The organism is Streptomyces sp. HP-A2021 (assembly GCF_022807935.1).
GTDB classification, from domain to species: domain Bacteria; phylum Actinomycetota; class Actinomycetes; order Streptomycetales; family Streptomycetaceae; genus Streptomyces; species Streptomyces afghaniensis.
Genome location: NZ_CP094344.1, coordinates 4,781,686 through 4,805,739 on the forward strand (window position 1 = coordinate 4,781,686; position 24,054 = coordinate 4,805,739).

The window sequence follows — 24,054 nt, forward strand, 5'->3', positions numbered from 1 at the left end:
GAAAGATCGTCGATCATGGGCGGCAGGGCCAGGTTCCGACGTGGTGCCGCAGGCGGCTCGCCGGGCCGCGGCGACCTATGGTCGCTCACCCCAGCCCATGGGATCATTTTGTTCTAGAGACTACCGGAAGGGGGCGTAATGTCCCGCATCGAAGAAACCATCGACATCTCCCGTCGCCCCGACGAAGTCTTCTCGTACCTGACGGATCCGAAGCACATCGCTGAGTGGGAGGAGAGCGCCGCAGCGGTACGCACCCTGAGTGAAGGGCCGCTCGGTGTCGGCTCTCGCTTCCAGGTGCAGCGGCGGATCGGGCGCCTGAAGGTCCCCATGACCATGGAGGTAACCGAGTTCAACCCGCCGCGCAGCTGGCACTTCCACGGCGTCAACGGCCCGGTCCGCAGTGACCTCCAGGGCACGATCGAGCCGCTCGACGACGGCGAGCGGTCCCGACTGACGCTGTCCGTCGATCTCGAGCCGCACGGCATCGGCAAGGTGCTCGTTCCGCTCGTGGTCAAGCCACTGGTCCGCAAGGAGATTCCGCGGGACGAGGCGCACCTCAAGGAACTGCTTGAGGTGGGCGCGTCCTAGGTGTGCTGATCGCACAGGTTGGTGACGGTGGTTCGCTCCGAAACCGGGAGTCGGCATCGGCACCGGCACCGGAAGCCTCTCCTATGGGATGTCGACCGGCCGGAACCGGTCCGTGGCCGCCAGCACGGCCTCCGTCGTGGCATCCCCCGACAGCCCGTGCCCCTCTTCGCCGATCAGCACGAGGTCCGCGTCCCGCCACACCTGGGCCAGCCGCCACGCCACATCCGGAGGCCCGCTGATGTCCAGCCGCCCGTGGATCAGCACGCCGGGGATGCCGGCGAGCTTCCCGGCGTCGCGCAGCAGCGCCCCGTCCGCCAGGAAGCCGGCGTGCCGCCAGTAGTGCGTGACGAGGCGGGCGAAACGCAGCCGGAAGTCCGGGTCCTCGAAACGGGGATCTGGCCGGTGCCCGGGGTGCGTGGACACGTGCACGTCCTCCCACCGGCACCACTCCCGCGCGGCCCGCTCCCGTACGGCCGGATCAGGGTCGGCGAGCATCCGGGCGTAGGCGTCCACCAGGCTGCCGTCGCGCTCCCCCTCGGGGACGGTGTCACGGAACCGGGCCCACTCCTCGGGGAAGATCCGGCCCATGTCCCGCGTGACCCACTCCACCTCGCGGCGGGTGGTGTTGGTGACGCTGAAGAGGACCAGCTCGGACACCCGCTCGGGGTGCTGCTCGGCGTAGGCCAGCGCGAGGGTCACGCCCCAGGAGCCGCCGAGGACGAGCCATTCCCCGATGCCGAGGTGGCGTCGGAGCAGCTCGATGTCGGCGATCAGATGGGGCGTCGTGTTGGCGTCGAGCGAGGTACTCGGATCGGCGGCGTCGGGTGTGCTGCGCCCGCACCCGCGCTGGTCGAGGAGCACGATGCGGTACACCGCCGGATCGAACAGCCGACGCCAGAACGGCCCCGCCCCGGAGCCGGGCCCGCCGTGGAGTACGAGCGCGGGCTTGCCCGCCGGATTCCCGCAGCTCTCCCAGTAGACACGGTTGCCGTCGCCGACGTCGAGCATGCCGTGCTCGTACGGCTCGACGGGGGGATGGAGCTCGGCCATGCGCGACGCACTCTCCTCGACTCTCGACGGATACGACAGCATCGCTCGTACGACAGCATCGCCCGTTTCTGCCCGGCGAGCCCTGCGTTCACAGCAACGACGGCGCGTGGAACTCGCCGAGCCCTGAGGCCAGGTCCCGGTCCAGCCAGTAGCGGCGCGGTTCGGCGAGCATGACGTCGACGCTGACGGTGAGTATGCCGGGGATCCGGGCGAGTTCGCGGTCGACGAAGAGCGCCAGGGCGGAGCGGTCGGTGACCAGGCCGGTGGCGAGGACGGACATGTCGCTGGCGACGTGGGCGACGAGCCGGGTCTGGGGGAGCCGGTCGATGCGGCGCATGACGTCGGGGGTCTCGCCCGGGGCGACGCGCAGGCGAAGGATGAAGGGCGTCTGGAAGCCGAGCCATTCCGACACGATCTCCAGGCGCGGTTTGACCCACCCCTCGTCGAGGACCCGGCGGACGACCCGGTGCGCGGTGGAGGTGGCCAGGCCCGCGGCCCGGCCGATGCTCGCGGCGGAGGCCCGGCTGTCCTGGATCAGCAGGGCGACGACGGTGCGTTCGGCCTCGCTGAGGGGTTTGGCGGGGGGTGTCGCGGTCGCGGCGCCCTCGGGATGAGCGCCGGCGAGTTCGAGCAGGGCTGCCCGTTCGCCGTCGGTCAGGAACTGCGGGTCCCAGGTGATGCCCCGGCGCAGGGTACTGAGCGCGGGCAGGGCGTTGACGCGGCGGACGCCGGGGACGGAGAACATCCGGTCGATCGCCTCGCTGGTGGCCGCCTCGGAGGGGGCGTGGACGACGGCGTAGAGCGGGTAGTCGCCGGAGATCTGCGCCAGGAGCTGAAGGTGGGGCAGGTCACGGAGCCGGTCCAGGACGGCCAGCGGGGTTTCGCCGGTGATGTCCAGGAAAACGTGGACCGGCATCGCCGTCGTGTGCATGCCCCAGTCGGCCTGCCCGATCACGCGGATCATCCGGGCCTCGTGCAGCCGGTCGTAACGGCGTTTGAGGGTGCTGGCGTCGGCGGACAGGATCCCGCCGATGTCGTCCCAGGTGGCCCGGGGTGCCAGATGCAGCGCTCCGATGAGGCGCCGGTCGAGCTCGTCGAGGAGAGGGCGGGTCATGGCGCCCACCTTAGACCGCCGATTAATCCCACTGTTACAGCCAGGGACTAGAGAATCTCTCACTTCAGTGCCATTGTTCGCGGGAACATCCCTCGAATGCACGAAGAGGTACCGATGAGTGCCACCTCCGCCCAGCCTCAGCCGACCGAGCCGCAGTCGAGACTCCTGCGCACCGCGTTCCGCGGTTTCGCGGCGATCGAGAAGGTCGGCAACAAACTCCCCGACCCGTTCTGGCTGTTCTGGATCCTCGCGGGGGTCGTCGCCGTCCTCAGCGCCGTACTGGCGGCGGCCGGTGTCAGCGCGGTGCATCCCGGCACGCACGAGACCATCACGGTGGAGAGCCTGCTCAGCAAGGACGGCCTCACCATGGCCGTCGAGGGGGCCGTCGACAACTTCGCGGCCTTCCCGCCGCTGGCCACCATCCTCACCGTGATGTTCGGCATCGCCGTCGCCGAGAAGAGCGGACTGTTCTCCGCACTGCTGCGCCGCATGGTGGCGCGGGTGCCGGGCAGGTACCTCACCTTCGCCCTGTCGATGACGGCCATGGTCAGCCATGTCGCCGGCGACGCCGCCTACGTCACCCTCATCCCGCTCGGCGCCCTCATATTCCGCGCCGCGGGCCGCAGCCCGGTGCTCGGCTGCATCGTCGCCTACGTCTCCATCTCCGCCGGCTACGACGCCTCCCCGTCGCTCACCACCACCGACGTCCTGCTGTCGTCGATCTCCACCGCCGCCGCCCACACCATCGACGCGCACCACGTCGTCACTCCGGTCGCCAACTACTTCTTCGGGCTCGGCTCGTCCGCCCTCGTGGCCCTGGTGATCACGCTCGTCGTCGACAAGGTCCTGGCCCGCCGCTCGGACCTCCAGCCCGACGAGCCGGTCGCCGCGCTCGAGGCCGACGAACTGGAGGCGATCGAGGTCACCGGGCAGCAGCGCCGCGCACTGCGCGTGACCGGGCTGGTCGCTGTCGGCTTCCTCGCGTTCCTGGCCCTGGCCATGGTCCCCGCGTCCTCACCCCTGCGCGGCGAGGGCGGCGGCATCGTCGACTCCCCGCTGATCGGCGGGATGGCACTCGTCCTGGGCGTGTTCTTCGCCGTGCTCGGCACCGTCTACGGCCGGCTGACCGGCACCTTCTCCGCCTCCCGCGACATCATCGCCGCGATGGTCGACGGCACCCGGTCGATGGCGCCGATCCTCGTCCTGTTCTTCGCCATCTCCCAGTTCCTCGCCTACTTCAAGTGGACCAACATCGGCGACATCCTCGCCGTCACGGGCGCGGAGACACTGCGCGACCTGCACCTGCACGGCTGGGCCGTGCTGGTCGGCATCGCCGTGCTGATCACGTTCATGAACCTCGTCATCACCAGCGGCTCCGCCCTGTGGGCGCTGGCCGCTCCCGTCCTCGTGCCCATGCTGATGCTCATCGGCATCGAGCCCGAGACCACGCAGGCCGTCTACCGGGTCGCCGACTCGGTCACCAACTGCGTCACCCCGATGAGCCCGTACTTCGTCATGGCGCTGGGCTTCATCCAGCAGCACCGCAAGTCCGCCGGCATCGGCACCCTCGCCTCCTTCACGATCCCGATCGCCGCCGTCGTCTGGGTCGTCTGGATCGCGTTCTTCGTGGCCTGGTACCTGCTGGGCATCCCCTTCGGCATCAACTGACGCCCCCGCCTTCCGCCGAGGAACGCCGCCCCCGCCCCCGTACGAGAAAGCAGACCATGACCGCATCACCCGCTGCCGCTCTCACCGCCCGTGCCCAGGACGTCTCGCCGGAGATCGTCACCGACATCCTGACCCTCGTCCGCCACGAGACCAGCAGCCACGACCTGCCCGCCCTCACAGCCGGCCTGGACCTGCTGCGTGAGCTGGCCGTCCACCGGCTCGGCGGGCCCGACCGCGAACAGCGTCACCCCGGCGGCGCGTGCGGCGACACCCTCACCCTCACCTACGCAGGCACCGGCCCCGGGCACGTCGCGCTCGTCGGCCACTACGACACCGTGTGGCCGACCGGCACCCTCGCCGGATGGGAGCAGCCGGAGGCGTCCGACGACGGCCGGGAGAAGCTCAGCGCGCCGGGCATCTTCGACATGAAGACCGGCCTGGCGCAAGGCATCTGGGCCCTGAAGCTGGCCCGGGAGAGCGGCGGCCCGGTGCCTACCGTCACCTTCCTCTTCAACGGCGACGAGGAGATCGGCTCCCTGTCCTCGCGGCCGGTGATCGAGGAGGTCGCGCGGAAGGCCGACGCCACGCTGGTGCTGGAACCCACCGCCCACGGCGCGGTCAAGACCGCCCGCAAGGGCTCCGGGATCTTCCGGGTCACGGCCACCGGCGTCGAAGCGCACGCCGGGCTCGCGCCCGAGGACGGGGCGAGCGCGATCACCGCGCTGTCCGAGTTCGTGGTCGCCGCCGCGGCCGTCGCCCGCCCCGACCGGGGCACCACCATCAACACCGGGCTCATCGAGGGCGGCTCCGCCACCAACGTCGTCGCCGGGCAGGCCACCGCCCGCGTCGACATCCGGGTCGGCAGCGAAGCCGAACAGGCACGGGTCGACGCCGAACTGGACGCCATCGAGGTCAGCGACCCCCGCGTCCGCATCGACATCGAACACGCCTGGAACCGGCCGCCGATGACCCTCAACGCCGCCTCCGCCCCCCTGCTCGGCCTCGCCCGGGAGGTCGCCCGCGCCCAGGGCCGCGACGACCTGCCCGATGCCGCCGTCGGCGGCGCCAGCGACGCCAACTTCATCTCCGCTCTCGGCCTGCCCGTCCTGTGCGGCATGGGCGCAGTCGGCGACGGCGCCCACGCCCGGGGCGAGTTCATCCACCCCGACACCGTGCCCGCCCAGACGGCCCTGGTCGCGGGCCTGCTGACACGACTGGCCGGGCCGTTGCGGGGGTGAGGCATGGCGTCGACTGGGTGACCCGGTGGGCTGCATACGGGGTCGAGGGGCGCCCTAATCGTGTTGACCGCCCCCGGCAGGCGGTGCTGGAGTCGGCACGTGGACAGCATCCCCGCCAACCGGCGGCTCTGGAACCGGATCAGCACCGCCTACCAGCACGAGCACGACCCGCAAATCGGCGCCGCACCCCGGCTGTGGGGCATGTACTCCATCCCCGACGCGCACCTGCACGCCCTGGGCGACGTCACCGGCAAGCGCGTCCTCGAACTCGGCTGCGGCGCCGGCCAGTGGTCCAGGGCGCTTGCCGCCGAGGGCGCCACCGTGGTCGGGCTCGACCTGTCCGAAGCCCAACTCGCCGCGGCGGCCCGCGCGATGGGAGCGGCCCGCTACCCGCTGGTGCAAGGCGCCGCCGAACAACTCCCCTTCGCCGCCGACAGCTTCGACCTGGTGTTCTGCGACTTCGGTGGGCTCAGCTGGGCGCCCCCGCACCTGGCCGTCCCGCAGGCCGCACGCGTCTTGGGCCGAGGCGGGCGCCTGGTGTTCAACGTCGCCAGCCCATGGTTCGAAGCTTGCTACGACGAAGCCGCCAGCCGCGTGACCACGACACTGCAGCAGGACTACTTCGGGCTGAACACCATCGCCGAAGGCGACGGCGCGACCAGCTATCAGCTCACCTACGGCGACTGGGTCAGGGTCCTGCGCGGGGCGGGTCTCGTCATCGACGACCTCATCGAGCCGCGGCCCGAACTCGGAACACCCAACGGCTACAACGAAACCGACCCACCCGACTGGGCACACCGCTGGCCGGCGGAACTGCTCTGGGTAACCCACAAACCGTAAGTCCCGCCGCGCCGAGACGTGAAGGCATCCCCTCGCCGGTGCCGAGCTCGCCGCCATGCCAGAAGGCCGAGATCACGGGACCAACGATCTGCGCTCCTGCGGCGATTCTCCCCTGAACGACTGATCGGCGGAGCGCAACACGGTGGCGTTCGGCCTGGAGATCAGGAAGGCTCGCGCGCATGATCTCTGTTGTGCAGAACGTGGCGATTGACTGTGCGGATGCCTACAAGCTCGCTCGGTTCTGGAGCAGTGTGACCGGGCGCCCGCTGCATCCGGAGGACCGGCCGGGCGCCCGGGAGACTCAGGTGCTGCTGGCGGAGGGTCCGGTGCTGTACTTCAACCAGGTACCCGAGGCCAAGACGGTCAAGAACCGGATCCATCTGTGCTTGCGCCCTGAGACCTCGCGCGACCAGGAGGTGGACCGGCTGTTGGGTCTCGGTGCCACCTTCGTCGCGGATCACCGCAATCCCGACGGCTCGGGCTGGGCCGTTCTCGCTGACCCCGAGGGCAACGAATTCTGCGTTCTGCGCAGTGAGTCCGACCGGGCCGCCACGAATTCCGAGGTCAGCCGTACAGCGCCACCCTCGGCTCCACCGTCCCCACCACTCCCGGATTCAGAACAGTCACCCGGTACCGCTCCCTGAGCGTCTCCCCCGCCCCCAACGTCCGCTGCGCGCCGACGAGATCCGTGAACAGCGTCCCCGTCTGGCTGCCCAGCCGCACGGGCACCCAGCAGCCGTGGCCCGTGCGCCGCTCCACCCTGACGTCCGACGGTGACAGGAACGGCCCGGTGTCCGGGGATGTCAGCAGGAGTTGGGGAGCGACGGTCGTGGGTGTCGGTGTGGTGTTGCGGTAGGTGAGTGTGACCTCCTGGCTTCCCTCCGACCGGAGGGGGCTCGTGGGCAGGGTCACGAAGTCGGTGGGTATGGCGGGGTCCTGTGTCTGGGAGGCCGCTGCGGTGGCCGCCGGCGGCGCAGCGACGGCGGGTCCCGCCGTGGTCAGGCCGGCGACCGCGACGGCGACGGCAAGGAAGGCGACTTTGAGACGACTGTTTTTCGACAACGACACGTTGGACGGTCCTTTGAGTGGGGGAGGAATTCGCTCGCGTGAACTCGTCGGCCGGCCATGACACTTGCCGGGAGACGTCCTCAGACTACGCAGCGGATCCTGGGCAGTGGCCCGGGCCCCGCGGATCAGCCGAACGGCCGAGGCGCCCGGAATCGGTGCCGCGCCCCCTCCACCGTTCCGCGAGTGAACGGCACCGCAACTACCGCCGGGTAGTGGGGAGATCACGTGGAAGACAGCCCACAAGAGTGATCCCCATTCCCTTCCCCCGCCCGGTGAGCTAGAAACTTCAACGACCCAGCCGCACCACAGGGTGCTCGACGGCACACGCGCGCGCCCGAGGGGGAATCACCACAGTGACCGAGCAAGCTCATGGACCGAGACGGTCCCGCACCCGCGCAGGCAGACGCTTCCCGCGTCTGAGGATCGCCCTCGCCGCCGCCGTCTCCTTCGCCGTCGCCGGAACCGCCGCTCAGGCGATGGCCACCCAGCCCGAAGGCAGCGACGGGCAGCCGACCGTGCCGTCCCTGTCCTGGTCCGACTGCCAGGGCGGCTTCGAGTGCGCGAACGCCGACGTGCCGTTGGACTACCGCGACCCGCAGGGCAAGACCATCACCTTGGCGGTCATCCGCAAGAAGGCCCCGGACCAGGCCAAGAAGAAGGGCACGCTCTTCCTCCAGCCCGGCGGGCCCGGCAACTCCGGCGTGGACTTCGTGCGCAACAACCACGCCGGCCTGCCCGCCACCCTGCGCGACTCCTTCGACGTCTTCGGCTACGACGTACGCGGCGTCGCGCGCAGTTCGGCGGTCACCTGCTGGGACGACCCGACGTACACGCAGGCCGTCACCGCCGCCAAGGGCGCCCCCGGCCCGGACGCCTACGAGCCCGCCGTCCGCCAGGGCGCCGCGTTCGACCAGGCCTGCAAGGACAACGCGGGCGAGCTGACGCCGTACGTGGGCACCGGGTACGTCGCCCGTGACATCGATCTGCTGCGTCAGGCCCTCGGTGAGGACCAGCTGACGTACTACGGGCGGTCGTTCGGGAGTTACATCGGGACGGTCTACGCCGCCATGTATCCCGAGCGGGTGCGCGCCCTCGTCCTCGACGGCGCCTACGACCCCGAGCACTACGCGAACCAGCCGTACGCCTACGACCGGCCCCAGTACCTGGCCCTGGACGGCGCGATGAGCCGCTTCCTCGACTGGTGCAAGGCGAACCAGGAGACGTGCGGGTTCGGGGACGGCGACCCCCGGGCCGCGTTCGAGAAGCTCAAGGCCGACCTCGACGCCAACCCCGTACCGACCGCGAACGGCGGTCAGGCGAACGGCTACACCGTCGTCTACCGCCTCATGTTCAACATCAACGAGGGCAAGGTCATCTGGCCCTCCCTCGGCCAGGCTCTGCGCAAGGCCCAGCAGCGCGACACCACCTCGTTCCTGCTCCGGCCGCCGTCCCCGGCCAGCTTCGACTTCCTCAACCCCAACATCGTGGTCGAGTGCGTCGACAAGGACTACCCGCGCAGCCCGGCCCTGCTGAAGCGGCAGGTCACCACCAACGCCAGGCTGGCCCCGCTGCTCGGCCCGGCCATGGCGTACGGCCCGCCGCTCTACGACCACCAGCACGCCACCACGTGCGCCCAGTGGACCGGCGAGAAGCCCAGCCGCTACGACGGTTCCTTCCGGGCGAAGGGCTCCGCACCGATCCTGGTGCTCGGCACGACCGGTGACCCGGACACCCCGTACCAGGACGCGGTGGCCCTGTCCCGCAAGCTCGACAACGGCCGGCTGCTCACCTTCCAGGCCGAGGGCCACACCGCCTTCGGGCGCAGCGCCTGCGCCACGGACGCCGTCACCGGCTACCTGGTGGACCTGAAGGTCCCGGCGCGCGGCACGACCTGCGCGGACGAGACCCAGCCGCCGACCGCCACACCGAAGGTGGCCCCTCCGGGCACGACCCTCGGCGAGCTCCGCAACGGCGTGAACGACCGCCTGGACCGCCTCGGCTCCCTGCGCTGAGCAAGCCGCTGGCCGATGCTCTGACCGACCGCACCACGGCACCCCGGGTGCCGGGCCTCACCGGGCCCGGACCCGGGGTGTGCGCGTTTCCGGTGCTTCCCGCCTCTTGACCTCCTCTCGCGCGGACCCGTAGAACTGCACTCGCAGAAACCGGTTACTACCACTTACCGCAAGGGAAGGTCGCCACGATGAGAGCCTCTGGAGACCGCGAAGAGCCCGCCGCGGACAGAACCGCCGGCCACCCGGCGCCCGCGTCCCGCCGGGTCGTGCTCAAGGGCGCGGCCGTCACCGCCGGGCTGGCCGCGGCCGGGATCGCCGCGACCCGGCCCGCCCACGCCGAGGACGACCGGCCCGGCCGCCCGCAGAGCGTCACCGCCCGCATGGGCGGCACCTCCGTCACTCTGTCCCTGCTGGACGGCGCACTGCGCTGGTCCGCCCGCCGCAACGGCCGCACGGTGGTCGACGCCTCGGCCCTGGGCCTCAGGCTCGGCGACGGCACCGTCCTCGGCGCCGACGTCCGGGTGGTCAGAGAGCGGTACGGCACTCACCGCACCACCTGGACCCCGGTCTACGGCCGCAACGCGACCGTCACCGACCACTACCAGGAACAGCGCTGGGACCTGGTGGACCGGGCCTCGGGCATCCGCTTCGGCGTCCAGATCCGCGCCTACAAGACCGGCGTCGCCCTGCGCTACCTGCTCCTCGACCAGGGCACCGCCACCGTCGCCGACGAGCTGACCACGTTCGTCTTCCCCGACGGCACCACCGTCTACAGCGCCCGCGACGAGAACGCCTACGAGCCGGTCGCGCCGGGCTCCATACCCGTCACCGGCACCTCCACCACGGACAACGGCCCGCTCACCGACCTGCCCCTCACCGCCACCCTCACCGGCGGGCTCATCGCCTGCGTCTGCGAGTCCTCACGGGTGGACTACCCGCGGCTGATGCTCGGTTCGGTGGCCGGTGAGCCGAGCACCCTCGCCGCCTTCCTGATGGAGCACACCGCCCGCGGCACCGGCCCGGTGGAGACGACCTCCACCGTCACCACGCCCTTCGCCACGCCGTGGCGCGCGGTGGTGATCGGGGCCACCCACGCCGAACTCGTCGACAACGCCGAGCTGGTGCTCAACCTGGCGCCGCCGAACGCCCTCCCCGACACCTCCTGGATCAAGCCGGGCAAGGTCTTCCGCTGCGAGCTCTCCACCGCCGCCGGCCTGGCGGGCGTCGACTTCGCCGTGGCCCGCGGCCTGGAGTACATCGAGTACGACGCCGGCTGGTACGGCCCGGAGTTCACCACCCCGGACGCCACGAAGCCGATCACCGCGATCGACCTGCCGTCGGTCATCTCGTACGCCACGAGCAAGGGCGTCGGCGTCTTCCTCTACGTCAACCGGCTCGCGCTGACGGACACCGACTCCCTCTTCGGCCTCTACAAGAGCTGGGGCGTGCACGGCATCAAGCTCGGCTTCATCAACGACGGCACGCAGACGATGACCGACCAGATCATCGACTGGGCGAAGACGGCCGCCAAGTACGAGCTGCTGATCGACATGCACGACGACGTCCGGCCGTTCGGCTACGAGCGGACGTACCCGAACTGGATCAGCCTGGAGGGCGTGCGCGGCAACGAGCAGTTCCCGACCGCCACCCACAACGTGACGCTGCCGTTCGCGCGCAACATCGGCGGCCCGATGGACTACACGATCTGCTACGGCCAGTCCCGCGACAAGACGACCAACGCCCACCAGATGGCGATGGCCGCCGTCTACTACCAGCCCCTCAACTTCCTCTTCTGGTACGACAAGCCGTCCAAGTACGCCAACCCGGCGAACTGGCCCGGCCTGCCGTGGTTCAACGCCGTGCCGGTGACCTGGGACGAGAGCCGCACCCTGGCCGGCGCGATCGGCGAGTACATCGCGGTCGCCCGCCGGAGCGGCTCCACCTGGTACCTGGGCGCGATGACGAACGAGTCGTCCAGGACGCTGTCGCTGCCCCTGTCCTTCCTCGGCAGCGGCACCTACACGGCGACGGTCTACGCCGACGGCACCCCGGGTTCCAGCCCGTTCCGGACCCCGGTCGTGGTCGGCACCCGGACCGTCACCGCCGCCGACACGCTCGACGTGGCCATGGCCCCGGCGGGCGGCCAGGCGGTCGTCCTGGCCCCGAGCTGATCCGGGAGAGGGTGGGGCTACCCCCAGGGCCCGGTTCCACCGGCTGGTGGACGGCAGGTTCAACCGAGTACCTCTGTCCGGCAACTGCCCAGCTCAGCCAGGCTCTTGGGCATGAACTCATTATCTGTGCGGGTGGCTCGCTGGAGTGCGCGGCACCCTTGGCGGGCGATCGCCGGCTGGCTGGTGTTCGTGGCCGTGTGCCTGGGGGCCGGCAGTGCCGTCGGCACGAACAGTGCGAAGACGGCGGACTACCGGGTCGGCGAGGCCGGCCGCGCCGAGGCCATGGCGGCCGAGGCGCATCTGGAGCGCAGGGCGGCCGAGCAGGTGCTGATCTCCGCCCGTTCGGGCGGTGTCCTCGACGAGGGCACCGCCAGGGCCGCCGCGGACGATCTGACCGACCGGATGCGGCGGCTGCCCGATGTGGCGGATGTGGCCGACCCGTTGCTGTCCGAGGACAGACGGATCCTGATGGTCGAGGTGGCGCTGAAGGGCGAGGAGCGGGACGCGAAGGACAAGGTCGACGCGCTCGTGGCGCAGACCGCGGCGGTGCAGAAGAGCCACCCCGGGCTGCTGCTGGAGGAGACCGGAAGTCCCTCCGTCAGCAAGGGAGTCGACCAGCAGCGCAGTGACGACCTGGCCCTGTCCGAGGCGATCACCCTGCCGGTCACCCTGCTCACGCTGCTGGTGGTGTTCGGGTCGGTCACCATGGCCGGGGTGCCGTTGCTGCTGGCGCTGTCGTCGATCGCGGCCGCGGTCGGACTGTCCATGGTCGTCTCGCACGTGTCGCCCGACGCCGGGGTCGGCACGAACGTCATCCTGATGATCGGCCTCGCGGTCGGCGTCGACTACACGCTCTTCTACCTCAAGCGGGAGCGGGAGGAACGGGCCCGCTCCGGCGGGCGGCTCTCCTCCGAGGCGCTGGTGGAGCTGGCCGCCGCGACCTCGGGCCGGGCGGTCGTGGTCTCCGGGCTCGCGGTGGTCGCCTCCACGGCGACGCTGTACCTGGCCTCCGACGTGATCTTCTCCTCCCTCGCGACCGGCACCATCGTGGTCGTCCTGGTCTCGGTGGCCAGTTCGCTGACGGCCCTGCCCGCGCTGCTGGTCAGGCTGGGGCGGCGGGCGGAACGCCGGGCGCTGCGGCGGGCCGAGCGCGGAAAGCCCGTACGCCGGATGCGCGGCGGGACGAGCGGCGGCCGGGTGTGGAACGCTCTGCTGCGGCCGGCCGCCCGGCATCCCCTCGCGACCCTGTGCGTCTCGGTCCTGGCGCTCCTCGCCCTCGTCGTCCCGCTGGCCGGACTGAAGATCACCGAGATGAGCCGGGACACGCACTCCCGCGACATCCCCGCGATGCAGGTCTACGACCGGCTCAACGAGGCGTTCCCGGAGCGGCGGGTGACCCACCAGGTCGTCGTGCGTGCCGACGCCTCGCGGTCGGAGGAGGTCTCCGCCGCCCTGCGCGAGGTGGCCGGGCGTGCCGGAACCGACCCGCTGTTCACCGAGGGCTCGCGCATACAGTCGTCCACCGACGGGCGCACCCACACCCTCGAACTGAAGGTGCCGTACCTCGGCAACTCCGACGAGGCGTACGACTCCCTGGACCGGCTCCGGGACGACTTCCTGCCCGCGACCGTCGGCCGGATCACCGGCGCCCAGTACGGCGTGTCCGGGGACGTCGCCCGCTACGCCGACTATCCCGCCCACCAGAACGGCAAACTGCCCCTGGTGCTGGGCGCGTTGCTGCTGGTGACGTTCGCGATGACCGTGTACGCCTTCCGTTCGGTGGTGCTCGGGCTGCTCGGCGTCGCCCTCAACCTGCTGTCCGCCGCGGCGGCGCTCGGGCTGCTCGTGCTGGTCTTCCAGGGGACGTGGGCCGAGGGGCTGCTGGACTTCGAGTCCACCGGGTCGATCGGGTCGCGCGTGCCGCTGTTCCTCTTCGTGATCCTCTTCGGTCTTTCCATGGACTACCAGGTGTTCGTGGTGAGCCGCATCCGGGAGGCGGCGCTCGCGGGCGTGCCCACGCGGCAGGCCGTGCTCGACGGGATCCGTTCCTCGGCGAGCGTGGTGACCAGCGCGGCGGTCGTGATGACGACCGTGTTCACGAGCTTCGTCTTCCTGCACATCATCGAGATGAAGCAGATGGGCTTCGTCCTGGCGGCGGCCGTGCTGATCGACGCGTTCGTGGTCCGGGTCATGGTGCTGCCGGCGGCGATGCTGCTGCTGGGCGAGGCGAGCTGGTGGCCCTCGCGCCCGGGACGCCGGGCGACGGCCGCCCCGGAGAAAAGGTCTCCCTCCCGCCCGGCGGTCGACGTACGTTGACCGGCATGACCGCTCTCGCCGGGTCCACCCCCGACGCCCTCTGGGCCACGTCACTGCGCCGCTGGAACAAGGTGTGCTGGCTGCTGTTCGCCGTGATGGCCGTCGGCCTCGTCGCCATCGACCGGCCCGGCGAGAGCAAGTACGTGGCGCTGGTCCTGCTGGGCGGGGTCGTGCTGTCGTACGGGGTCCTGGACCGCTTCCCGGCCAATCCCGTCGTACGGCCGCACGTGTACCTGTCGGTGCTGGTGGTCGCGCTCGGCGGGCTGGCGTATCTGCGGGGCAACTACGCGGCGCTGTTCATGGTGACGCTGCCGCACTACTGGATGTTCGGGCGGACGCCACGGGCCTCGACGGTGTTCCTGGGGCTCGCCGCGGCCGCCACTCTGGCCGCGAGCGTGCTGCGGCAGGACGGCTGGACGGTGGAGTTCTTCACCGAGACGCTCGTGTCCACGGTGCTCGTCGTCGCCGTGGGGGCGCTGATCGGGCTGTGGGCCCATTCGGTGGTCGGGCAGAGCGCCGAGCGGGCCCGGCTGATCACCGAACTGGAAGAGACCCAGGCCGAGTTGTCCGAGGCCCACACGCGGCAGGGCGCGGCGGACGAGCGGGAGCGGATGGCGCGGGAGATCCACGACACCCTCGCCCAGGGCTTCGCCTCGATCATCGTGCTCGCCGAGGCGGCCCGGGCGGGCCTCGATTCCGACGACCCGGCCCGCAGCGCCCAGCAGTTGCGGTCGATCGAGTCGACGGCCCGGGAGAACCTCGCCGAGGCCCGCGAACTGGTCGGCTCGCCCCGGCGGCCCGGCCAGGCAGCCGCCGGGTCCGTGGCGCAGACCCTCCGCCGGACCCTGGACCGTTTCGTGGAGGACACCGGCATCACGGTCGACGCCGACCTGGCGGACCTGGAGTGCGACCAGCAGACCCGGATCGCGCTGCTGCGCTGCACCCAGGAGTCCCTGGCCAATGTGCGCAAGCACGCCCGCGCCTCCACGGTCGGCGTGGTCCTGGCCCGGCAGCCCTACGGAGTGGAGCTCGAGATCACCGACGACGGGACCGGGTTCGTGGTGGAGTCGTCGTCGGGCTTCGGCCTGGACGGCATGCGCAAACGGCTGGCGGAGCTGGGCGGGAGACTGACGGTGACGAGTTCGGTGGGCGACGGGACGCGGGTGCTGGCACTGTTACCGCCGACCGCCTCGGAGAGCGGGGCGACGGCATGACCGGCGGCCCCCTGCGCATCATCGTCGTGGACGACCACACCGTCATGCGGGCCGGAGTGGTGGCCCTCCTCGCCTCCGAGACCGGCATCGAGATCGTCGGCGAGGCCGGCGACGGCCGCGCGGCCCTCGGCCTGGTCGAACGCCACGAGCCCGATGTCGCCCTGGTCGACCTGAGGATGCCGGTGCTGGACGGAGTGGCGACCACGACGGAGATCGTGGCGCGCTTCCCCCGCACCCGGGTGTTGATCCTGACGACGTACGACACCGACGCGGAGATCGAGCGCGCGGTGGAGGCCGGGGCGATCGGCTACCTCCTCAAGGACACCACCCGTGAGCAACTGGCCGACGCGATCCACGCGGCGGCGCGCGGGGAGACGGTGCTGGCGCCCCGGGTCGCCGAACGCCTGGTCGCCCGCATGCGCCAGCCCGCCCAGATCCCGCTCACCGCCCGGGAGGCTGACGTCCTGAACGCGGTCGCGGACGGCCTGACCAACGCCGAGATCGGCCGCCGCCTCGTCATCGCCGAGGCCACGGTGAAGACCCACCTGCTCCGTCTGTTCGCCAAGCTGGACGTCAACGACCGCACGAGGGCGGTGGTGGTGGCGATGGAACGGGGGCTGCTGCACAGGCCTTGAGCCGTTGGACCGTCATGATCCGATGTCCACCACGCGGGCCCAGGCCGGGGGTGAGTCCGGGACGTACTCGGGGTTCGTCTCGTCGTAGGCATGGCTCTGATAGCGGCGCGGGAACAGGCCGATCACCGTCCGGCACGGCGGACGGGTGCCGGGCCAGGGGGTCTGGCCGTCGGTCAGGGCCACGATGACGTCCGGGGCGGGGCGGGCGCGCAGGGCCCGGGTGAAGCCCGTGCGCAGGTCCGTGCCGCCGCCGCCCGTCAGCGGGATGCCCTCGGCGCGGCACAGCGTGTGCACGAACCGGGCCGACGCGTCGCAGGGCACGACCGTGACCAGGTCGCGCCGGCCGCCCACGGCCCGGGAGATCGCGGCCACTTCCAGGAGCGCGCTGCCCAGTTCGGCGTCGCTGACCGACCCGGACGTGTCGATGATGACGGACACCCGGGGTGGCCTGCGTCTGATGCTCGGCAGCACCGCCCCGGGCACGCTCGCCGAGCGGCGGGCCGGACGGCCGTAGGTGTAGTCCTCGCCCGCGCCGGGGCCGGACGCCGCCGAGCGGACCGCCGCGCCCAGCAACTCCCGCCACGGCTGGGGCGGGTGGAAGGCCTCGTCGGCCCAGCGCCGCCAGCCCTGCGGGGCGTTGCCGGGACGGCCCGTGATGCCCTGCGCCACCCGGAAACGCACGCCGTCCCGCTCCTGCTCGCTCAGGCCGTGCGCACCCTCCGGGCCGAGCTCCCACTCCCTGTCCAGGCCGTCGGCACCGCTGCCGCAGTCCAGCCAGGCAAGGTCGCTCATCCGCGGGCCGAGGCGGAACTGCCTCAGGTAGTCCTCCATCAACTGGCCCTCAGGCAGCCCCAGTGTCTCCGGACGGACGGCGCCCTCCGGACGGGCCAGCCCCTCGCCGTACACGTCGTCGTTGATCTCCAGGTCCGCGGCGATGTTCATCCGCAGCCGCTCCGCCGGGCCGCTCAGGCCGCGCTCGCGCGCGACCCGGTCTCCGCGCCCGTGGTGGTCGCGCAGCAGGTGCGACACCTCGTGCACCCACACGCCCGCGAGTTCCTCGACGGGCGTACGGTCCACGAACGCCGGTGACGCGTAGCACCGCCAGTACCGGTCGACGGCCATGGTCGGGACCCGCCGCGACTCGACGACGTGCAGGGCGAACAGGGCCGTCGCGAGGTAGGGGCGGACCCGGGCGGCGTGCAGGCGGGCGGCGAAGAGTTTGGCGCGGTCGAGCGCGGCAGGAGTTCCGAGAGTGTCCGGCGCCGGGGGTGTGTCCGGTTCCTGCCCGGTCATCGGCCCGCCCTCGCCGTGGCCGACGGCTTCGTCCGGGCCGCCGCGTCGTCCGCCCGGCGGGACAGGGACACCACCCCGGCGAGACTCTCGATCGTCGCCGGTACGTCCCAGTCCTCCCGGCGCAGTGCGGCGAGCGTGGTCGCGGGGACGACCACCACGTCCGGCGGCCCGCTCTCCACCGCCCTGACCAGGAGCGCCCACGCCGCGTCCCAGCGGGACTTCTCCGGACGGCTCCGGACCGCGGCGACGACGCCGTCCAGGGCGGCCTGGCGCAGATCCCCCCGCTCGGGCAGGACCGCACCGGCCGGGTCGGCCAGGAGCGTCTCGGGGTCCGGGAGGTCCATCCGGTCGATGCTCGCCAGCAGTTCCAGGCCCGGCCCGTCCCCGACGGTGCCCCGCACCAGTAGCGAGAGGACGTCCCGGGAGGAACCGGCAGCGGTCGCGAAGGCGATCAGGTGCAGGGTCATCTCCCAGCTCCGGGGCGACGGCCAGGGCCCGCCCCGGCGGGTCTCTCCGCTGGGCAGCCGGTGCACGAGCCCGGGGCGTGCGGAGAGCAGCCCGCACACGGCACGCCGGGCGAAGGCCACGGCCTCCGGCAGCTTCCCGGGATCGAGCCGGGGCAGGGTCGCCCGGGGCCAGGTCCCGCCGAGTCCGCGTACGACGACCTCGGTGTCGTGCGCCCACTGCAGATGGACGAAGCGGTTGGCGAGCGGCGGGCTCAGTTCCCAGCCGTCGGCGGCCGAGGAACGCGGGTTGGCGGCGGCCACGATCCGCACGCCGGGCGGCAGCCGCAGTGCGCCGATCCGCCGCTCCAGCACGAGCCGGAGCAGGGCGGCCTGGACGGCGGGCGGCGCGGTGGAGAGTTCGTCGAGGAAGAGCAGCCCCCGGCCGGCCCGCACCAGTCGTACGGCCCAGTCCGGCGGGGCCATCGGGACGCCCTGTTCGGCGGGGTCGTCGCCGACGATCGGCAGCCCCGAGAAGTCGGACGGCTCGTGCACGCTGGCGATCACCGTGGTCAGCGGCAGATCCAGGGCGGTGGCGAGCTGGGTGAGGGCCGCCGTCTTGCCGATGCCCGGCTCACCCCACAGCAGGACGGGCAGGTCCGCGGCCACGGCCAGGGTCAGCGCCTCCAGTTGGGTGTCGGGACGGGGTTCGGTGGTGGTGTCGCGCAGCAGGGACAACAGGTCGCCGGCGGTGTCGAGTTGGGTGGCGGTGTCGGCCGTGGACGTGATGCGTGAGGGCATGTGTGATCACCTGTGGGTCTGGGAGGGGCTGAAGGTTTTCGGGGGAGCGTGGGGCAGGACGAGGTCACATGTGGCGTGGGCGCGGGCCGTGGTCACGGGAACGGCGGCGGTCCCAGGGGCGCAGGCTGCCGGGCGAGGGCCCGTCCAGGCCCGCCCGGAACAGTCCGTAGGCGATGCGCCGCCGCGCCGCCGTCTCCAGCGCGTCCCGCAGCGGGCCGTTGCGCAGCACCGCCTCGGGGCCCAGCAAGCCCTCCACGACGGCCAGCGCACCGGCGACGTCGCCGTGGTCGAGGCGCTCGCGGACGCCGGTGAGACAGTCGGGGCGGCGGTGGGCGTCGTCGATGGCCCGCAGGCAGGGCAGCGGGGGTCCGCCGAGGGCGACCAGCAGCTCCTCGCGCCGGATCTCGGCCGGCTCGTGGTCCAGCGCGGCGAGCACACCGTCGGCCAGGCCGATCCGGTGCCGGGCGCCCCGGCACTCCACCAGCCGTGGATCACCGGCCCGTTGCGGCGCCCGGGAGGTGCCGGCCGGCACCCGTTCCACCCCCAACGCGGAGGCGACCAGCGGATGCAGCCGTCCGGCGTCGATCGCCCCGGCCCGGAGCAGTTCCAGGTCGGGCAGCACCCAGGTCGCGGCATCGGGCAGGACGGGCAGCGAGGCGTCACCCCTGTGCCCGTACGCCACCACGGCCCCGTCGGACACGTCCAGCACGAGCCGCTTGCGCCCACCGAGCCGCACGCAGACCCTGCCGCTCGAACGCCCTTCGGCATGCAGCAGGATCGCCGCCTCGGCGGCCCAGCGGTCGACGGCACAGTGGTGCCCGGGCGGCAACAGGCCGGCCAGTTCCGTATTCATCGCCACGGCCGAACGGTCGTCACCGGGCAGCCGTTCGGCCCCGCACCGCACCCCCAGCTCACCGGCCCGGCGCGCGTCCCACAGGTGGCGGTGCAGGTCGAGACGGAACCGCCGGCTCGGACGGGGATGCGGATGACGGCGGTCGGCGGCCTGCGCGTGGGACGCGTCCCACAGGGCGAGGCTGATCCGCTGACCGGCGTCCGCCCAGGCCGGCGGCGTCCGCACCACGAGGTGCAGCGGACCGACGCCGTCCCGCCCGGCCGCGTCGTACCGGGCCAGGGGGATGGTCAGCCCCGGCCGCAGCAGCCCGTCGGGCGCGATCCTCGGCAGGTGCCAGCGCAGCAGGTCGGGGGCCAGGTGACGAAGGTCCTCCCGGAGCCGGGCGGCGAGTTCCCGGCCGTGGGCCCTGGCCACGGCACGCGGCTGGAGGTCGACGTCGACGCCCGCGGCGGCGCACGCGCCCGCCCAGTCCCCGACACGGCGCCGGGCCGTCGCGGTCTCGATCATGGAGGGCGGCACGGCGAACTCGCGCACGCGCGGCCAGAAGGAAAGCGGCCCGATGGAGAGCGGGGAGCCCTCGTTCGCGGTGTGGGTGAGCATCAGCACTCACCTGGCGCGGACGGGACCCCCAATCTGTCAACAGAGTGAGTCGTCATCGCCGGGATGCTATCGCCGCCGACTCCCTTGCGCAGCCGATTATTTCGCGGCTCGGACCACGTGCGGGTGAGACCACACGCGATCCGGGCTTTGCCATCTCTTTACAACCTGCCCCACGGCCGCCTCGTCTCTCCGCTCGACCCGTCACGCACCCCGCCCTTCACCGGGCGGGACCGACGAAGGAGAGCGTTCCCATGCGCCGAACCGTCCTCACCGCCCTGGCCCTCGCGGGCACCGCCGTACTCCTGGGCACCGGCCCCGCGTTCGCGAGCGAGGCGACGACCCCGAGCCCGGTCCCGACGGCCGCCGCGCCCACCCCCGAGCCGGCGGAGAGCGCCGAACCGACGGCCGCCCCCGCCGAGCCGACGCGCGACCAGTCCGGCGCCCGCCCGGCGGAGAGCGCCGCGCCGACTCCCGCACCGGCCGATGACGACGACCAGGTCTCCGTCGTGCCGAGCGGCGCGCCCGACACCGGTGTGACTGAGTCGTCCTCCGACTCCGGCGTCGGCGGCACGGCGATCGGCGCGGGCGCCGCCGCGGTGCTCGCCCTGGGCGGCGGGACGTTCGTCGTCGTGCGGCGTCGCCGGGCGACCGGGGCATGACCGCGTTCTCCAGGCGCGCGTTCACCACGGCGGCGCTGGCGTCCCTGCTCACGGCCTGCGCAGGCCAGGGGACCAAGGGGACGGCGCCGGAGTCCGGGAGCACCGCACCACAGCCGCGGTCCCCGCACCGGACCGTCCCGGCCGAGCAGGCGCGTCCCCTGGCCCGTTCGGTCCCGGTCCGGCTGCTGATCCCCGCGATCGGGGTGGACACCCCCGTCATCAGTCTGGGCCTGGCCCCGGACGGCACGGTGCGGGTGCCGCCGGTGACGGCGGACGACCGGGCGGGCTGGTACCGGCACTCGCCGACGCCGGGCCGGACCGGGCCGTCGGTGATCCTCGGGCACGTCACGGTCGGCAGGTACGGCGACGGCGTCTTCCGCCGCCTCACCGAGCTGCACCGCGGCGACCGGATCGTGGCGCGCCTGGAGAACGGCACGGCGGCGGAGTTCGCCGTCACGGCGGTACGGACCGTCCCCAGAACCCGCTTCCCGGTGGACGACGTCTACGGGAACGTGGACCGCCCGGAACTGCGGCTGATCACGTGCGGCGGAGCGCGTACCGGCGACGGATACGCGGACAACGTGATCGTGTTCGCGGCGCTGAGCGGCGCCGAGTCCCCCACCTCTGGAGAGCGTTGAAACGGTCCCGTGAGAAGGCCGCGTCCGAGCTGTTCGCCGCCCTCTACCCGCGCCTGGCCGGCTGGTGCCGCCGGCTCGTCGACGACGACGAGACGGCCCACGAGATCGCCTCGGAGGCGTTCACCCGGCTCTGGGCCCGCTGGACGTCCGTGGCGGAACCCCGCGGTTTCCTCTACGTCACCGCGGCCAACCTCGTCCGGGACCACTGGCGCAAACTGGAGCGCGAGCGCAGGGCCATGCACCGCGTCACCTCGGAGGCCGCCGTACGGGCCCATCCCGAGCAGGCCGACCCGTCGGTGCGTCTGCTCGTGCAGTCGCTCCCGGAACGACTCCGCGTCCCGATCCTCCTCCACTACTACGCTGACATGCCGATCCGGGAGGTGTCCGTGCTGACCGGGCGCAAGGAAGGAACCGTCAAGGCCGACCTGCACGCGGCCCGGGAACTGCTCCGCGTCCACCTGAGGAGAAGCCTTGACCACACGCCTTGACGACGACTGGGACGACCGGGAGTCCGGCCCCGACGACCCGCTCGCCGTGATCCTGCGGCCCTCCTCCCCCGACTACCTGGGCGTGCCCCCCGGCCAGTACGAGGTGATCCGCCGCAGGGCGACCCGCCGACGCGTGCTGCGCGCCGCGGCCGGGGCCGGCCTGTGCTGCGCGGCGGCGGCCCTCATCGCCCTCCCCCTGCGCCTCACTGCCCCGGAGCACCCCCGTTCCCCGACGGTCCCGATGGCCCCGCCCCCCGCGACCACGGCACCTCCGACCCCGGCACCGACGCCTTCACCCTCGGCGCCTTCGCCTTCGTCAACGCCTTCGCCTTCGCCTTCATCGGCGGCTCCGTCCGAGGCCCCGGCCCCGGCAACGACCCACCCCCGCACGGACGCCCCGGCCGACGCCACGCGCCCGACGGCCGTGCCCCGCACCCCGTCGGCCGCCCCGACCCCGGCACGACCGGTCCCGTCGGCGAACCGCCCGGACACGGTTCAGAGTTCGGCCACCACGAGCCGGTAGCCCATGTCGGCGGCGTCGAGCGCGAGCAGCCCGGCGTGCCGGGTGTGCCAGCGGCCGCTCGTCAGGTCGTCCGCGAGCCGGGCCAGGCCGGGGGCGATGACGTCCTCGCCGGTCTGGGCGAACAGGGAGATCCCCGCCCGCACCCGCGGGTCGAGGTAGGCGTGGGGACGGCGCCAGTACGCGGCGGCGAACCCGTCCGCGCAGTCGTGGGGGACGGGGACCGTCTCCTGCCGTGCGCCGCCGAGCAGGTCGGCCAGCCGACCGGCGGGGACGGCACGGGTGTCGTCGAACGCCGCCGCCTCGGGGAGGTACTCCCGTACCAGCCAGAACCGTTCACGGAAGACGTCCTGGTCCCAGGTCAGGACGACGACACGGCGGCGGGCCACCCTGCGCAGCTCCCTGATCCCGGCCGCCGGGTCGGACCAGTGGTGGACGGTCAGCAGTGCCATGGCGGCGTCGACGGCGCCGTCCCGCAGCGGCAGGTGTTCCGCGACGGCCCGCACGCCGGGTGCGGCTCCCGGTGGCCGCTGGTCGAGCATGACCCGGCTGGGCTCGACCGCGAGGACCGTCTGCGGCGGTTCGTACGAGCCGGTGCCCGCTCCGACGTTCAGGACGTTCGTGATGCCGTCGCCGAGCGCGGCATGGATCCGCGCGGCGATCCGGGGGTCGGGCCGCCGCGTCCGGGCGTAGGCCGTGCCGAGGGAGTCATAGGTCGCCATACGGTTCAGCCTGCCCGGCGCCGTGCCCCTGGCGTCGCACCCTTTCCGCCACCTCGCCCTTCTCGGTCTCCCACCAAGGGCGCACCAGTTCGGGTGCCGGACCGCCCGCGGACTCCGGGGCAGCCGGGGCGAGTTCGCCGTCCAGCCGACGGTCCAGTGCCGCCGACTGGGCGCGCTCGGCGCGGGCCCACTGGGCGAGGATCGTCAGCAGGAAGGGCAGCGCGGCCAGTTCGGCGATGCCGAGCATGGCGCCGCCGCCGAGCTGCTGGTCGTGGTGGACGTCGGAGGACCAGGGCGGCGCGTGGTGCAGGTACCAGGCGCCCGCGATCAGGGTGCCGTGCGTCATGACGACCAGCCCGGGGACGGCGTCGACGATGCCGTCCAGGAAGACCAGGGCCGCCCGGACGGGGTGGGTGCACCAGGCGGGCAGGGCCTCTTCGCGGGTGAGCACCGGCAGGACGAACAGACAGCCGGCCAGCAGCAGATGCAGGTACATCAGCTCGTGCAGCCAGCCCAGGCGCAGCGCCGTGGCGAAGTACGGCGTGAAGTAGACGGTCAGTTCCGTGGCCAGCACCAGGACCGTGCTGACGAGGGGGAACGTCAGTGTCCTGACCAGCCGGCCGGTCATGATCCGCCGTACCCGGCCCGCACCGCCCTCCGGCAGCGCCTCGACCGCGAGCCGCAGCGGGTCGCCGAGGGCGAGACCCAGCGGCGCGAGCAGATCGAGGGCGACGTTCTGCACGGCGGCGGGCCAGAACAGTTCATGGTCGTAGACGGCCAGCCCGGACATGGTGGCCACGACGATCGTGCCCAGCCCCAGCATGACGAAAGCGGCCAGGCGCGCGAACGGCCAGGAGCCGCCCCGGCCGCGGACGCGCGCGACGCCCCAGCCGTAGAGCGCTCCCAGGACGACGACGAGCAGCAGCGCCGGAACGTCCAGCCGCCAGGAGCCCAGCAGCCGCCCGGCGGTCAGCTCCGGCAGGTACACAGCCGACAGTTCGTTCACCGGGCGGACGGTAGCCGTCGAAGTTAAGGAGACGGACAACCGATTGTTCATGAGTGTGAATGGAAATCATGTACACGTCTATTGACGCGTCCACGGCAAACTCCTACGTTCCCAGAA

General features: G+C 72.3%; 21 protein-coding genes and 1 pseudogene. 14 read left to right on the top strand and 8 right to left on the bottom strand.

Annotated elements, in window-relative coordinates:
• Positions 1-138 precede the first annotated feature (138 nt).
• Positions 139-588 carry an SRPBCC family protein gene (locus MQE23_RS21510; RefSeq protein WP_243379936.1) on the top strand — a complete coding sequence of 150 codons (450 nt, stop codon included), beginning with the start codon at positions 139-141 and terminating at the stop codon, positions 586-588.
• 81 nt (positions 589-669) lie between these two features.
• Here the strand turns inward: MQE23_RS21510 and pip are convergent, their stop codons facing one another.
• Positions 670-1,638 carry a prolyl aminopeptidase gene (gene pip, locus MQE23_RS21515; protein ID WP_243379937.1) on the bottom strand — a complete coding sequence of 323 codons (969 nt, stop codon included), beginning with the start codon at positions 1,636-1,638 and terminating at the stop codon, positions 670-672.
• Positions 1,639-1,726: 88 nt separating this feature from the next.
• The gene (locus MQE23_RS21520; protein ID WP_037674212.1) at positions 1,727-2,752 is read right to left on the bottom strand and encodes an Lrp/AsnC family transcriptional regulator; all 1,026 of its coding nucleotides are present in this window, start codon (positions 2,750-2,752) and stop codon (positions 1,727-1,729) included.
• 114 nt (positions 2,753-2,866) lie between these two features.
• Between MQE23_RS21520 and MQE23_RS21525 the strand changes: the two genes are divergently transcribed.
• The 4 genes and pseudogenes from MQE23_RS21525 to MQE23_RS21540 form a co-directional block, all read left to right on the top strand.
• Positions 2,867-4,420, top strand: coding sequence for an AbgT family transporter (locus tag MQE23_RS21525; protein ID WP_037674217.1), 1,554 nt, complete (start codon positions 2,867-2,869; stop codon positions 4,418-4,420).
• A gap of 56 nt (positions 4,421-4,476) precedes the next feature.
• Positions 4,477-5,658, top strand: a complete 1,182-nt coding sequence (locus MQE23_RS21530) for a M20 family metallopeptidase (RefSeq protein ID WP_020277474.1) — start codon at positions 4,477-4,479, stop codon at positions 5,656-5,658.
• Positions 5,659-5,757: 99 nt separating this feature from the next.
• Positions 5,758-6,498, top strand: coding sequence for a methyltransferase domain-containing protein (locus MQE23_RS21535; protein WP_020277475.1), 741 nt, complete (start codon positions 5,758-5,760; stop codon positions 6,496-6,498).
• A 179-nt stretch (positions 6,499-6,677) separates the two neighbouring features.
• Positions 6,678-7,058, top strand: a pseudogene (locus tag MQE23_RS21540) (VOC family protein); the annotation flags it as partial.
• Between the two features lie 4 nt (positions 7,059-7,062).
• Here the strand turns inward: MQE23_RS21540 and MQE23_RS21545 are convergent.
• Positions 7,063-7,566 (bottom strand): hypothetical protein, encoded by a 504-nt coding sequence (locus tag MQE23_RS21545; protein ID WP_020277476.1) that lies wholly within the window; start codon positions 7,564-7,566, stop codon positions 7,063-7,065.
• 353 nt (positions 7,567-7,919) lie between these two features.
• Here MQE23_RS21545 and MQE23_RS21550 point away from each other — a divergent pair, with 353 nt between their 5' ends.
• From MQE23_RS21550 to MQE23_RS21570, 5 genes are all read left to right on the top strand, one after another.
• The gene (locus tag MQE23_RS21550) at positions 7,920-9,578 is read left to right on the top strand and encodes an alpha/beta hydrolase (protein ID WP_020277478.1); all 1,659 of its coding nucleotides are present in this window, start codon (positions 7,920-7,922) and stop codon (positions 9,576-9,578) included.
• A gap of 188 nt (positions 9,579-9,766) precedes the next feature.
• A complete protein-coding gene (locus MQE23_RS21555) occupies positions 9,767-11,749 on the top strand; it encodes a glycoside hydrolase family 97 protein (RefSeq protein ID WP_243379939.1) in 1,983 nt (660 codons plus the stop codon).
• Positions 11,750-11,860: 111 nt separating this feature from the next.
• Entirely contained in the window at positions 11,861-14,065 is a 2,205-nt protein-coding gene (locus tag MQE23_RS21560) for an MMPL family transporter (RefSeq protein WP_243379940.1), read from the top strand.
• Positions 14,066-14,070: 5 nt separating this feature from the next.
• Positions 14,071-15,279, top strand: coding sequence for a sensor histidine kinase (locus tag MQE23_RS21565; RefSeq protein WP_243379941.1), 1,209 nt, complete (start codon positions 14,071-14,073; stop codon positions 15,277-15,279).
• The gene (locus MQE23_RS21570; protein WP_020269845.1) at positions 15,276-15,914 is read left to right on the top strand and encodes a response regulator transcription factor; all 639 of its coding nucleotides are present in this window, start codon (positions 15,276-15,278) and stop codon (positions 15,912-15,914) included. Before MQE23_RS21565 ends, MQE23_RS21570 begins: the two co-directional genes overlap by 4 nt.
• A 12-nt stretch (positions 15,915-15,926) precedes the next feature.
• Here MQE23_RS21570 and MQE23_RS21575 read toward each other — a convergent pair whose 3' ends face one another.
• From MQE23_RS21575 to MQE23_RS21585, 3 genes are all read right to left on the bottom strand, one after another.
• Positions 15,927-17,207, bottom strand: a complete 1,281-nt coding sequence (locus MQE23_RS21575; RefSeq protein WP_243379942.1) for a VWA-like domain-containing protein — start codon at positions 17,205-17,207, stop codon at positions 15,927-15,929.
• Complete coding sequence (locus MQE23_RS21580) at positions 17,204-18,451, bottom strand: MoxR family ATPase (protein ID WP_243379944.1); 1,248 nt, start codon at positions 18,449-18,451, stop codon at positions 17,204-17,206. The genes MQE23_RS21575 and MQE23_RS21580 overlap by 4 nt, the downstream gene beginning before the upstream one ends.
• A gap of 64 nt (positions 18,452-18,515) precedes the next feature.
• Positions 18,516-19,904 carry a hypothetical protein gene (locus MQE23_RS21585; RefSeq protein ID WP_243379946.1) on the bottom strand — a complete coding sequence of 463 codons (1,389 nt, stop codon included), beginning with the start codon at positions 19,902-19,904 and terminating at the stop codon, positions 18,516-18,518.
• A gap of 251 nt (positions 19,905-20,155) precedes the next feature.
• Here MQE23_RS21585 and MQE23_RS21590 point away from each other — a divergent pair, with 251 nt between their 5' ends.
• Genes MQE23_RS21590 through MQE23_RS21605 form a run of 4 tightly spaced genes read left to right on the top strand, consistent with a single transcriptional unit; the run spans position 20,156 to position 22,212 of the window.
• Positions 20,156-20,563 carry a Tat pathway signal sequence domain protein gene (locus tag MQE23_RS21590; RefSeq protein WP_243379947.1) on the top strand — a complete coding sequence of 136 codons (408 nt, stop codon included), beginning with the start codon at positions 20,156-20,158 and terminating at the stop codon, positions 20,561-20,563.
• Positions 20,560-21,201 carry a class F sortase gene (locus MQE23_RS21595; protein ID WP_020269840.1) on the top strand — a complete coding sequence of 214 codons (642 nt, stop codon included), beginning with the start codon at positions 20,560-20,562 and terminating at the stop codon, positions 21,199-21,201. Before MQE23_RS21590 ends, MQE23_RS21595 begins: the two co-directional genes overlap by 4 nt.
• Positions 21,198-21,689, top strand: a complete 492-nt coding sequence (locus tag MQE23_RS21600) for an RNA polymerase sigma factor (protein WP_010032387.1) — start codon at positions 21,198-21,200, stop codon at positions 21,687-21,689. Before MQE23_RS21595 ends, MQE23_RS21600 begins: the two co-directional genes overlap by 4 nt.
• Positions 21,673-22,212, top strand: coding sequence for a hypothetical protein (locus tag MQE23_RS21605; protein ID WP_020269839.1), 540 nt, complete (start codon positions 21,673-21,675; stop codon positions 22,210-22,212). The genes MQE23_RS21600 and MQE23_RS21605 overlap by 17 nt, the downstream gene beginning before the upstream one ends.
• Here MQE23_RS21605 and MQE23_RS21610 read toward each other — a convergent pair.
• Together MQE23_RS21610 and MQE23_RS21615 are read right to left on the bottom strand one after the other, a co-directional pair.
• Positions 22,185-22,931 carry a methyltransferase domain-containing protein gene (locus tag MQE23_RS21610; protein ID WP_020269838.1) on the bottom strand — a complete coding sequence of 249 codons (747 nt, stop codon included), beginning with the start codon at positions 22,929-22,931 and terminating at the stop codon, positions 22,185-22,187. The two genes, MQE23_RS21605 and MQE23_RS21610, sit on opposite strands and share 28 nt — an antisense overlap.
• Positions 22,918-23,928: a cytochrome c oxidase assembly protein gene (locus MQE23_RS21615; protein WP_243382702.1), complete on the bottom strand. Its 1,011-nt coding sequence runs from the start codon at positions 23,926-23,928 to the stop codon at positions 22,918-22,920. Before MQE23_RS21615 ends, MQE23_RS21610 begins: the two co-directional genes overlap by 14 nt.
• Positions 23,929-24,054: the final 126 nt, after the last annotated feature.